The organism is Emticicia sp. 17c (assembly GCF_037153985.1).
Classification (GTDB): Bacteria; Bacteroidota; Bacteroidia; order Cytophagales; family Spirosomataceae; genus Emticicia.
The window spans coordinates 240,268-252,908 of record NZ_JBBAYI010000002.1; the positions used below are offsets into that span (position 1 = coordinate 240,268).

Below are 12,641 nucleotides of genomic sequence, written 5' to 3' on the forward strand. Positions count from 1 at the left end.
CCGTTTTATCTAAAATACGTTTAATAAATACATTTCTATCTATATTGTTTTCTAATCATTAAATCTACATTTTTGTCTTTTATAATCTGAATTTATACGCTATGAAAAAATCTTTACTGATTCTTTTTGTACCCTTATGTGCATTTTTTCAAGGCTACTCGCAACAACTTACACTTCCCGAATCATCTAACAAGCCCAAATTAAAACTAGGCCTTGCCCAAGTAGTGGCTTTAGCCAATAATAATCAGGTAATTGATGCCAATAATGTAACCAATTATCAGCTTTACAAACTGAAAGATGCCAATAAAAAAATACTGGTTGATGTTATTGCCAGTGAAGATATAAACGCATTGGAAAAAGAACTGAACAATGCCAATATCGAAATGGTAGGGAAATCATCCAGAAGGCTTACCTGTTGGGTAGAAATTCAGAAAATAAATGCGCTGGCTGATAAATCGAGCCAGATTGCTTGGATACAACCCGTTTTAAAGCCCCTAAATAATTCGGGACCTGTGTTGTCACAAGGCGACTCGGCACAACGGTCGAACATTGCCAGACAAATGACAGGGCTTAACGGAGCCGGAATAAAAGTAGGTGTTTTATCGGATAGCTATAACTTATTAAATGGAGCAGCAGCAGGGGTATCGGCAGGTGAACTACCCGGTACTGGAAACCCAAACAATTTTACTAATCCGGTAACGGTATTGAGCGAATCGCGCAATGGTGGGGCCGACGAAGGTCGGGCCATGTTAGAAATTATTCATGATGTTGCACCGGGTGCCCAGTTATATTATTATTCTGCCTTTAATGGTGAAGCCGATTTTGCCAACGGTATCAGGGCCTTGGCGCAGGCTGGTTGCAAAGTTATTGTAGATGACATTACGTATTTACTGGAGCCTTTTTTTCAGGATGGCCTAATTGCACAGGCTGTTGATGAAGTAACAGCCAACTATGGTGTTTCTTATTTTTCGTCGGCAGGTAACTCAAGTAATGGCTCTTATGAGGCCCCTTATCAGGCATCGTCTTATAAACCTTTTACGAATAGCAACGAAACTGCACACAATTTCGGCACGAGTTCTAATCCTGTTTATTTACTTCCTATTCGTGTAGAAGGTTCAATGACTATGACATTAGAATGGGACGACCCTTATTTCAGTACAGGCAATAGCTCGGCGGGTGCTACCTCCGACCTGAACATTTATTTTCTGGTTAGTAGTGGGCAGAGTCTTCAGTTAATTGCGTCCGGCACTGATAATAACATCGGGGCCGACCCTAACGAAATACTGAGTGCTACCGGAACAGGAACTCTCTACGTATTGATTACAAAAAAAGCGGGTACCGACCCTCGTAATATTAAATTTCTTGGTTTCAGGGGTTTGAGTTGGTCGCCTACTCCGACCGACATCGTAGGTATCAAGGCCTCAACCATTATAGGCCACCATAATGCAACCAATACTATTGCCGTAGGAGCCGCCAGTTATGACCAGACACCAGCTTATAGCGTAACACCGCCACAACCTGAATATTTCACCTCACGCGGAGGTACTACTATTTATCGTTCAATTTCTGGAGCTTTACTCCCTACCCCTATTACCCGACAAAAACCCGAAATAGTAGCCCCAGATAACGCCAATACTTCGTTTTTTATCAGCGGGTACGATTATGAAAATGATGGCAAACCCAACTTTAACGGAACATCGGCAGCAGCACCCCACGCAGCAGCCGTAGCAGCTTTAATGTTACAGGGCAATTTGGGCCTGACTCCTACCGGAATTAAAACCGCTCTCATTAATTCATGTGTAGACATGGACGACGCTAATACACCTGACTTTGACATAGGTTTTGACTATGCCACTGGCAACGGCCTTATCAGGGCTGATATTGCCGTCTTAAGTACTTTAAATGCGAATTGCCCGTCGGTTACTGTTACCACTACTCGCCCTACTACTTTCTGTGAGGGAGATTCAGTCATATTTGATGTAAACACCAGCCCGGGTTATACTTTCCAGTGGAAACGCAATAATACCGACTTACCCGGCAAAACACAGTCACAACTGGTTGTAAAAGAATCAGGTACGTACACAGTAGCTGTTACTAATATTGATTGTACACTTTCGTCGTCTCCTATCAAGGTTAATGCAAAGTTGGGCGTTCCGCCACCTGCTACTATCAGCCGCACCATTACACAAGGTACCACCCTTACCACAGGCAATGGGTTACAAGCTAGCAGCAATTGTCATATACAACAAACTGTTACCTATTCGGGGCCTACAATTGGTTATGACAACGGCACCAAAAGCGGGGCAGACCCCAGCCTTGTTTTTAGTGGTGTTAACGGAAATATTTCCTTTGTCAAGGTTTCTGTAACATGGCGCAAAAGAAGTGGCGGAACTATTAACGACTGCGGAACAACCGGTGGGAGCAACAACCCTTTTTATGATGAAGTATCGTTTAAAATTGTATCGCCCGATAATACTACCGTTAACTTACTTTATGCCGATACTTACTCTTATTTAGCAAGTTATGCTGGTACTCTTGTAACCAACTTTGAAGATGGCGGCAGTGCTTTTGATGTTGTGCCAGTTTCAGGCACCTTTAATCCTGCCCAAAGTCTGGCCCTTCTGAACGGAAAAAGCCCGAATGGAACATGGAAATTGCTAGCTAATGATAGTGCTACTTCGGACCCACTTTGTGTAGAGAGTTTTTCTGTAACAGTTTATACCGACGCACCTGGGGCAAGTAGTAGCATTACGTGGTGGAATAGTGCCTCAGGAGGTACGCAAGTTGGTACTGGTAGTGAATACCTCCCAACTGATACAAGCCCCGGCACTTATACTTACTATGCAGAAGCAACCTGTGCAGGAAGCGGCTTAAGTTGCCAGACCAGTATCAGAAAACCCGCTACCCTGACTATTAGCGAAGCCTGTGTTACACAGGCAGGTGCAGTAAATACGAGTACTGAGGTTTGTGCAGGTAAAAATAACGGTACTTTATTACTTACGGGTTATTCGGGTAATATTTTACGGTGGGAGTCATCAACAGATAATTTTGCTAATATTACTACTATCAGCAATACTACGGCCTCGCAAGCATATAGTAATTTAACGCAAACAACCCAGTTCAGGGCAGTAGTACAGAATGGCTCGTGCACGGTATCAAACGCTACTCCTGCTACTATTACCGTAACCACAATTAATGCCACAGCCAGTAATACAGGGCCTTACGATGCCGGACAAACAATTATACTGACGGGTTCGGGCGGTAGTACTTATAGCTGGACAGGCCCCAACGCATTTAGCAGTACGGCAAACCCTGTTACAATCAGTAACGCTACAACCAACATGACAGGTATCTACACCGTTACCGTTACTAATAATAGCTGTACGGCTACCGCCACCACTTATGTGCTGATAAATGAAGACAACGCCTGTATTAAAATAGTAGATGTTGATTATATAAGGGCGGGGAATCCGTTTGATTACAAGTTCCCGTTAGTAGATAATATGGTAATAGCACAAGTACCCGAAGAAACTTCCATTCTGGTAAACCCTATTTGTCCGTCGGTTACCATCCAGAGTTTTCGTTTATTGCTTCAGGGGCCAGCACCTTATGAATCGTATGAAACCATCGAGAGCGTTCCGGTTTATGTGCTATTTAATAACACCGGCACTAATGTTTTAGGCAGACACCTGCCGGTGGGTAGCTATACCCTTACTATTACTGCTTATAGCCAGACCAATGCACAAGGCAATATAGCTTATGGGCCCACGGTGCTGCATTTTACAATTGTAGCCAGCAACGCTACCATTAGCACTCCTACTTTTGATGTTACCTCGCTTTGTGCCGGAAGCACCAACACTTTTCAGGTGAATTTTGCAGCCAATGGCACATTTGGCATGAATAATCAGTTTCAGGTGCAATTATCAGACCTTTACAGTTCTTTTGACAACCCCGTAGTAATTGGCACTTCAAATACGGCGGGCAATGTATCTTGCACTATTCCGGCTAATGTTATTGCTGGTAGCCAATATAAACTAAGGGTTGTATCTACCGAACCCACCATTGACGGTGGTTCTAATGGCACTATGCTCAGCATTTCGTCAAGCAATATTACCCTGTTAAGTCCGGGAGACGATTACTACGGTGGAAGCATAAACAGAAAAGCAGGGCAGTTTATTAATGCCAGCAATAAGGTATTTTCGCCTTCAAATGTAATCTATCAAGCCGGAAATGCCATCGTTTTAGGAGCCGGATTCACCGCCGATAGCCAGACGGTTTTTAAAGCTGAAATTAAAACCTGTGTGAATTAGTGTAAAATATAGAAGAAAAATCCATTTTTTAAGAAATATACTTTGTTTTTTGATTATATATTTCTAATTTTGCAACCCATTTCAGAGATTCTATTAGAAGTTCAATAAAATAAAGCAATGAAAAAAGATATTCATCCAAATTATAGACCAGTTGTTTTCTGGGATTTGTCGTCAGATTACAAATTTTTAACACGCTCTTGTGTTAATACAAAAGAAAACATCGTTTGGGAAGATGGCAAAGAATACCCTGTTTACAAAGTTGAGGTAAGTTCTAACTCGCACCCATTCTATACTGGTAAAAATGTATTGCTTGATACAGCCGGTCGTGTTGATAAATTCAACAAACGTTACGGTAAAAAATAATTATCAGTTATACGTACAAAAAAGGTCTTTTAGTTCTGCTAAAAGACCTTTTTTGTTTATCCATACTTCTCAGTACTTTCTGAAAGCAAGCCTTGCAAGAGCACTTTATTATGGCTTTGCTGATTTTAACAACGGATGCAAAATTACAGATAGCAGTATCAGCACCCCTCCTATGTAAAATCCGGTGGTCATGCGCTCTTTCTCTCCGAATATAAAATATGCCAGCAAAATTCCGTAGATAGGCTCCATATTGATAGAAAGGTTAAGCGTAAAAGCAGATATTTTTTTCAATAACTTCACCATTTCGTTATAAGGGTATACTGTACATACCAAACCCAGAATAGCAATCCAGAGCCAGTCTTGTTTAGTAGGAATCAGTTGAAAATGTGTATCAGGCGAGGCATAAATAATTATAGGTATAAAAAACCAAGAAGCTACAAAAGCTCCTACCATTTCGTAAAAAGTAATGGTTTGTGCTTCATATTTATGCGTTAGCTGTGCATTCAGTACAGAAAAAACAGTGGCAAGAAAAGCTGCTATCATACCAATGATAATTCCTGTCAGGTATTTATATTCAAACTTGAAAACGAAGTACATACCTAGCACAACCAGTACACCCAACAGCACTTCAACCCAACTGATTTTTGTTTTTTTAACTAATGGCTCAAGAATACTGGTAAAAAAAGAGGTAACCGAAAATGTAACCAGACTTATGGCAATGGTAGACGCACGTGCCGAACCAAAAAAGCACATCCAGTGTAACGAAATAATAGCTCCTACGCCTAACAAGGGTAAACTTTGTTTAAACGGAATGAGTATGTTCTTTTTCTGAAATCGTGCTACCAGATACATCCCGACTGAGGCCAGAAAGGTCCGATAAAAAACAACACCTAAGGCAGATACCTCGGTAAGCCGGCCCAGAATAGCCGTAAAACCCAATATGACCACAATGAGGTGAAGTTTAAGGTAATCTTTTGGTAATGGTTTTGCCATGGTTTAGGGTATAAAAGTCAGGTTCAGGAGAACCCAAAGGTAAGCATTTATCGGTTGCAATAAAAAAACAAAATAAACAACCCGCTTATGTTATGTGTTGTATAGCTTGTAAACTAAATAATACAAAAACCGTGAATATTTTAATTACCGGAGGAACTGGAATGATTGGTCGACAGCTGACAAAAATACTGTTGCAAAATGGCCATAAGGTTTCATACCTAAGTAGAAAAAAAGAAAACATTCCTGATGTAAAAGTATATACGTGGAATCTGGAAACAGGTGTAATAGAAGCCGATGCTTTAAAAGATATTGAGGTAATTGTGCATCTGGCAGGGGCTGGTATTGCTGATAAACGCTGGACAGAGAAACAAAAACAGGAAATTATCGACTCTCGCATAAAACCCATTCAGTTACTGAACGAGCAACTACAAAAACAGCAAATAAAAATCAAAAGTTTTATTTCGGCTTCGGGTATTGGCTATTATGGCGGTGATACAGGCGAAACCAAAGTAAATGAAAACAGCCCCGCTGGTAACGATTTTCTGGCTGTATGTACGAAGATATGGGAACTTGAAACCAAAAAATTTAGTCAGGCTGACCGCAAAGTAAGCATCAGAACTGGTGTTGTGCTATCGACTACTGGCGGAGCCTTACCCAAAATACTACAACCCATTAAACTGGGGGTTGGTGCCCCGCTAGGGAGTGGTAAACAATGGATGTCGTGGATTCATATTGATGATATATGCCAGTTATACCTGAAAGCTATTGAAGATTCTACCATGCAAGGAGCCTATAATGCTGTTGCCCCTACGCCTGTCAGAAACAAAGAATTTACCCAAACAGCAGCCAAAGTCCTGAAAAAACCTTTGTGGCTACCGAATATTCCGGCATTTGTATTGAAACTTATTTTTGGTGAGTTATCTATTACCATTCTTGGCGGCAATTATGTAGCAAACAAACGACTGGCCGAAGAAACCTCATTTATCTATCGGTTCCCAACTCTTGAGGGTGCATTACAAGATTTACTAGTATAGATTTGGAGCAAGTGTGCTTGTTGGTTGCCAATTTTCAGGATTTCCACAGGTAGGAAATATAAAATTTCTTACCTTGCGCAATAATTTCAATGATAAAATTATGCCTTCAATATTTTCACGAATAGTGGCAGGAGAAATTCCGTGCCATAAAATTGCAGAAACTGACCAATATCTGGCCTTTCTTGATGTTTTTCCTTGCGCCATTGGGCATACATTGGTAATTCCGAAACAAGAAATAGATTATATTTTCGACCTAGACGATGAGCTATACATCGGGCTCATGAAGTTTGCCAAGCAAATAGAGCCAGCCATCAGAAAAGCCGTGCCTTGCAAGCGTATTGGTATAGCAGTAATAGGGTTAGAAGTGCCTCATGCACATTTGCATCTTATTCCGATGAATAGCATGAGCGACATGAATTTTAATAATAAATTGAAGGTTTCGCAGGAGCAACTGGCTGAAACCGCTGCAAAAATCAGAAGTTTTTTAGACTGATATGGAAATTATTTATGCCGCAATCATCTGTTTTTTGCCTCTGTTTTTATCAATCAGGTGCATATTTTTGTTAAGACGCAACCCGAAGATTTCCGACTTCATGAAAAGCCTTATTATTGCAATTCTTTGCGGAATTATTATTGTATCTATCAGCGTAAGTATCCACCATTTCATGAACGATGAAACTGCAAAAAAATCGAATATGAGTTTAGGAGTACTAACAAGCGTGCAAGGGATTATGTCGGGCGTGGTATTTATGGTAACCCGATTTCTAGGTAAACTCTGACATACATTAAAACAGGTATACAACATTTTACGAACTCTTTCTTGAAACCTTTGCGTTAAGTGGTTTAAGAAAGAGTTTTTTTGAAAGTATTTATCAGGCTGTGAGCCGTGCGTGTCTTGCAAAACCTATTTCAAATCTCCCTTTGCAAATGCAACATCAAGAATTTGAATCTCCAGACGAGTTACAACACCTCATTAAATGTTTCTGGTACACCCGCATGGATTTTGCAGAAGAAGAATCAAGTTTTGAAGTAATTCCTGATGGTTATGCTGAAATTACTTTTCATTTCGGTAGCTCTTGCAGTATTTTTTACAATGGTATTTTACAACCATTGCCTTCGCCTTTTCTGGTAGGTTTACTTAACCAGCCTGTGCTTTTTTATACCAAACGCCATTTAACAGTGATTGGCATCAGGTGTTTTCCGTGGACAGTATTCGACTTACTTGGGCTTCCGGCTGGTAAAGAGGGTATTCGTACGTTTGAGCATCCTGTGGCCTGCCTTCAGGATACTCTGGCCCAATACGTGCATAAAAACCAACTGTCAGAAGCAATAACACTAGTAAAACAGTATTTTCTGGATATTTGGCTAAGAACTGAAACCGACAAAATGTTGCTAAGGGCAGGAGGTGCCATGAGAAACACAAACGGCACTATGCCTGTGAGCCAGATAGCTGAGGCAGCCCATACCACCATACGTACTTTAGAAAGAAGGTTTAAACATTCTTCTGGCCATACCATTAAAGATGTGGCTGGCCTGATGCGTTTTGAGCAGGTAAGAAACCACCTATGGCAGTATCCTGAGGCTAGTCTGGCTGGTTTAGCTTATGACTTCGGGTATACCGACCAAGCCCATCTGAGCAGAGAGTTCAAGCGGTACAGCGGTACTACCCCAGCAGCCTTTGCCAGAAAAACAAAGCAAAGGAAAAAGATTATCAACAACGATTTTGTCGCATTTATACAAGCCTGACTTTTAAAGATTCCAGAATTTTGTGCTTTAATTTTTCCGTATGAAAACACTAGTTAAAAGCACATTATTCGCACAAAATCATATTATTTATGATGTAATTATTGCCGGTGCAGGGCCTGTGGGGTTATTTCTCGCCTGCGAACTAGCTCTTGCCAGATGTTCAGTTCTGATACTTGAAAAGGCAAAAAATCCTGAATCAGTATTAAAAAAACTTCCCTTTGGAGTACGCGGCCTTTCAAGCCTCAGCATTGAAACACTTTATCGCCGTGGCCTGCTTAATGAACTTGATCTACACAAACACATTAAAAGCCCGCACCAGCACGCCGGAAAAGGAACAAGCCGCCAGATAGGGCATTTTGCGGGTATCCCGTTGTATGAGGGCGATATTGACACATCACAATGGCCGTATCGGCTGCCTGATTCAACCGAAACAAGTCTTATTTCTGAGATAGATGAACTAGAAAAAATACTGACCCACCGTGCCGCTACTCTAGGCATAACCATTAAAAGAGAAATGCCTGTTACTGACTTCCAGCAGACCGAAGAAGGTGTAATTGTATGGTCGGAGAATCATATTTATGCGGGTAAATGGCTGGTAGGCTGCGACGGAAGCCGAAGTGCTATCCGTAAGAAAGGTGGTTTTGAGTTTGCCGGAACCGAACCGGAATTTACCGGATATACCACCCAACTAGATATAGCCGACCCTGAAAAACTAAAATCAGGGCGGAACATGACCTCAACAGGAATGTACGTACAGTCACAGCCCGGATATGTGCTTATGCAGGAATTTGATGGCGGGGCCTTCCATGATTCAGGTAAAGCCCTTACATCTGAATATATTCAGGCATTACTACGCCGTGTTTCAGAAACAGACGTAACCGTTAACGCATTGCATATTGCCACTACTTGGACAGACCGCGCAAGACAAGCCACAAGGTATCGTAATGGGCGGATATTGCTGGCTGGTGATGCAGCCCATATTCATTCGCCACTGGGTGGGCAAGGATTGAACTTAGGACTAGGCGATGCCATGAATTTAGGTTGGAAGCTCGCTTCAACTATTCGGAATCAAGCTCCTGAGAGTTTGCTGGACAGCTACCATACCGAACGACACCCCGTTGGTGTGCAAGTGCTTGAATGGTCGCGTGCTCAGGTGGCAGCCATGAAACCCACCCCCGAAGCCCGTGCGCTGAATGCAATTATTGCCGACCTAATACATACACCTGACGGCGCTACCTACATAGCCGGAAGAATATGGGGCCTTTATACAAAATACGATTTAGGCTACGAGCACCCTATTATAGGGCGTAGTGTTCCTGACTTTGAATTAGAAGATGGCTCCCGCATTGGCACATTAATGCACAGCGGGCAGGGCTTACTGCTTGATTTCGCTGTAAACGATTCACTAAAATCTCTGGCAGAAATATATCAGCCTCAAATAAAATATGTGGCAGGCAAAGCAAAGGAACAGATGGGTTTAAGCACTGTGCTGGTACGCCCCGATGGAATTATTGCGTGGGTTTGTGAAAATACCCCTAATAACTACGAACTAGCAAAAGTGATGGCGCGCTGGTTTGTGGCAACACATAAGTAAAGTAATATATAGGGGCAATCCGAAGGTACTTTAAAGGGCCTGTTTGTGTATCAGGCCCCTATTATTTAAGTTTTGCTTTCAGGTTTTCAAATTCTCTTTTCAAAGGAGCCTGTTCATATAATACCTCATAAGCAAAATTAGTAATAGGTATATCAACCTTGTATCCTTTCAGCATTTCGTAAATACATTTCACGGCATAGTAGCCTTCGGCCACCATATTCATTTCGAGTTGAGCGGCTTTTACGCTATATCCACGCCCAATCATGTTTCCGAAAGTACGATTACGGCTAAATTGCGAATAAGCCGTTACAAGTAAGTCGCCCAGATACGCCGAAGCACTCAAGTCTCGTTCCATTGGGGCAATTACATCAACCACACGGCGGATTTCCTGCATGGCATTAGCCACCATTACAGCCTGAAAGTTATCGCCGCCACCCAAACCATGAGTAATACCACAGGCAAGAGCTACAATATTTTTCATAACGGCGGCGTATTCTACGCCATACAAATCTCCTAAGGCCGAGGTACTCACAAACCTGCAACGTAGAAGTGCAGCAAAATCATTAGCCAATTGAAGGTTAGGCGAAGCAATAGTAAGGTAAGAATGTTTTTCGAGTGCTACTTCTTCTGCATGGCAGGGGCCTGCAATTACTCCTATCTGTTGTGCCGGAATCTGATATGTTTCTTCTATCCAGTCGGTTACGAGCTGGTTTGTTTCAGGTATCATTCCTTTAATGGCCGAAATCACTTTCTTACCTTGCAAATGAGTTTTAGTGATGGTTTTTAAGGCATCAGTAAGAAAAGCCGCCGGTACAGCCAAAACTACCCATTCGGTATCTCGGAGGGCTTCTTTCAGGTTGGTGTAGGGCTTCACTTTTGACGGATGAATCTCGACACTACTCAAGTAGTTTTTATTATGATGTAGCTTTTTTATATGCTCTACATCTTCGCTGCTTCTCATCCACCATTTGATATGTACATTTCCTTCGCTCAGAATTTTCACAATAGCTGTTGCCCAACTTCCGCCGCCTATAATTGTTATTTTCATCGACTTTTTTTAAAAGTTTATCTGTTGCTGAATCAGGTTTTATCATGCAAGTAAACCAAAAGCCCTGAATAAAAAAAGAGACCCCTTACCGGCGGTCTCTTTTTAAGGCAATAATCTAACTCTATATATTTGCAGTTTTTATTTCTTAGGTTTGTCTTTCCCTTCTACTTTTTTGGCTACCAAATCGCCTTCTTTCAGCTTTTTAGAAACGGCAATGTATGGCCCCGACACAACCTCTTCTCCTTCTTTCAAACCATCTAAGATTTCAATAGTGCCAGCCATAGTATCGGTAATACCCGTCTTAACCTGACGCATTTTTACTTTATTGTCTTTGTCAAGCACAAAAACAACCTCTTTTGGCAATTCTTTTTTGCTAGGTTTAGCAGGTTGATTCTGGCTATTATCTCCCTCCCCTTCTTTCTTTTCTTCTGTGTTACCGTCACGGGTAGTTACAGCGGCAATCGGAACACTCAGGGCTTTTGTTTTCTTATCGGTGATAATATCAACAGTTGCGGTCATACCGGGTTTGAACGGATACACTTTTTTCGATTTTCTATCAACCAAATCACGGTATGATTCCGGCAGGATTCTGATTCTCACTTCAAACTCCGTAACAGCGTCGGTCGAGGTCGATGCCGCTGCCAGTGTGCCGCCAGCACCATTGGCTGTATTGGCAATTTCAGTTACCACCCCTTTGAATTTTTTACCTGTAAGGCTGTATGAATCTACATCGATATTGGCAGTGTCGCCGAGGCTTACGCGTACAATATCGTTTTCGTTTACATTTATTCTTACCTCCATGTTATTCAGGTTAGCAATACGTAGCATTTCGGTACCCGCCATTTGTGACGTACCCACCACGCGCTCTCCGAGTTCAACACCCAATTTTGAAACTATTCCATTCATTGGCGCATATATGCTTGTTTTACGCAAGTTTTCGGAAGCATCTTTCAAGCCTGCTTCTGCACTTTTGATACTGAAATTTGAGGCTTCCAGATTAGCTTTAGCAGCGGCCACATCCTGTTTGGCAACTTTCAGGTTGGTTTCTGCAATTTCGAGGTCAGAGGCTGAAATTACTTTATCATCGAAAAGTTTTTTCTGACGTGTATACTCAGCTTGTGTTCTGATTAAACGAGCTTCTGCTTGTGAAATAGCCGATTTGGCCTGTTCTGCACTTGCTTTTGACTGGTTCACAACGGCCTCGGCGCGTTGTGTAATAGAAATATAGTTTTCAGGCTGAACTTTCAATAAAAGTTGCCCTTTTTTGACAGAGTCACCTTCTTTTATATACAGCCCGATAATTTCACCGGGTACGTCAGGTGTAATTTTCACTTCGACTTCTGGTTGTATTTTACCCGATGCCGAAACCGTTTCAATAATGTCTGTTCTGCCTACTTTTACCAGTTCAACCTCGGTAGGTTTTTCTTTACCTATCCAGCCTGCCGATTTAGCGACTAACAGAAATATAATAATCAGGGCTGCTGTACCGCCCAAAATCCACCAGATTCTATTTGATTTTTTCATTGAGAAAATATTTTGTAACAATTGGTAAT

The 12,641-nt window shown here is 41.8% G+C and carries 10 protein-coding genes; 7 read left to right on the forward strand and 3 right to left on the reverse strand.

Translation table 11 applies throughout. The features are described from left to right. Positions 1-101: 101 nt before the first annotated feature. Positions 102-4,310 (forward strand): 3-coathanger stack domain-containing protein, encoded by a 4,209-nt coding sequence (locus WAA15_RS05550; protein WP_337041583.1) that lies wholly within the window; start codon positions 102-104, stop codon positions 4,308-4,310. A gap of 117 nt (positions 4,311-4,427) precedes the next feature. Further along, positions 4,428-4,673, forward strand: a complete 246-nt coding sequence (locus WAA15_RS05555; protein WP_337041584.1) for a type B 50S ribosomal protein L31 — start codon at positions 4,428-4,430, stop codon at positions 4,671-4,673. Positions 4,674-4,781: 108 nt separating this feature from the next. On the opposite strand, the gene WAA15_RS05560 is transcribed toward WAA15_RS05555, so the two are convergent. After that, positions 4,782-5,666 (reverse strand): DMT family transporter, encoded by an 885-nt coding sequence (locus WAA15_RS05560; protein WP_337041585.1) that lies wholly within the window; start codon positions 5,664-5,666, stop codon positions 4,782-4,784. 131 nt (positions 5,667-5,797) lie between these two features. Between WAA15_RS05560 and WAA15_RS05565 the strand changes: the two genes are divergently transcribed. From WAA15_RS05565 to WAA15_RS05585, 5 genes are all read left to right on the forward strand, one after another. Continuing rightward, the gene (locus WAA15_RS05565; RefSeq protein ID WP_337041587.1) at positions 5,798-6,700 is read left to right on the forward strand and encodes a TIGR01777 family oxidoreductase; all 903 of its coding nucleotides are present in this window, start codon (positions 5,798-5,800) and stop codon (positions 6,698-6,700) included. A gap of 100 nt (positions 6,701-6,800) precedes the next feature. After that, complete coding sequence (locus tag WAA15_RS05570) at positions 6,801-7,193, forward strand: HIT family protein (RefSeq protein ID WP_337041588.1); 393 nt, start codon at positions 6,801-6,803, stop codon at positions 7,191-7,193. Between the two features lie 100 nt (positions 7,194-7,293). Next, positions 7,294-7,479 carry a hypothetical protein gene (locus tag WAA15_RS05575; RefSeq protein WP_337041589.1) on the forward strand — a complete coding sequence of 62 codons (186 nt, stop codon included), beginning with the start codon at positions 7,294-7,296 and terminating at the stop codon, positions 7,477-7,479. A 148-nt stretch (positions 7,480-7,627) separates the two neighbouring features. Beyond that, on the forward strand, positions 7,628-8,446 hold the full coding sequence (locus tag WAA15_RS05580; protein ID WP_337041590.1) for a helix-turn-helix domain-containing protein: 819 nt from the start codon (positions 7,628-7,630) through the stop codon (positions 8,444-8,446). Positions 8,447-8,486: 40 nt separating this feature from the next. Further along, positions 8,487-10,040 carry an FAD-dependent monooxygenase gene (locus tag WAA15_RS05585; RefSeq protein WP_337041592.1) on the forward strand — a complete coding sequence of 518 codons (1,554 nt, stop codon included), beginning with the start codon at positions 8,487-8,489 and terminating at the stop codon, positions 10,038-10,040. A gap of 61 nt (positions 10,041-10,101) precedes the next feature. Here the strand turns inward: WAA15_RS05585 and WAA15_RS05590 are convergent, their stop codons facing one another. Both WAA15_RS05590 and WAA15_RS05595 read right to left on the reverse strand, forming a co-directional pair. Next, on the reverse strand, positions 10,102-11,088 hold the full coding sequence (locus WAA15_RS05590) for an NAD(P)H-dependent glycerol-3-phosphate dehydrogenase (protein WP_337041593.1): 987 nt from the start codon (positions 11,086-11,088) through the stop codon (positions 10,102-10,104). 138 nt (positions 11,089-11,226) lie between these two features. Then, the gene (locus WAA15_RS05595; protein ID WP_337041594.1) at positions 11,227-12,612 is read right to left on the reverse strand and encodes an efflux RND transporter periplasmic adaptor subunit; all 1,386 of its coding nucleotides are present in this window, start codon (positions 12,610-12,612) and stop codon (positions 11,227-11,229) included. Positions 12,613-12,641: the final 29 nt, after the last annotated feature.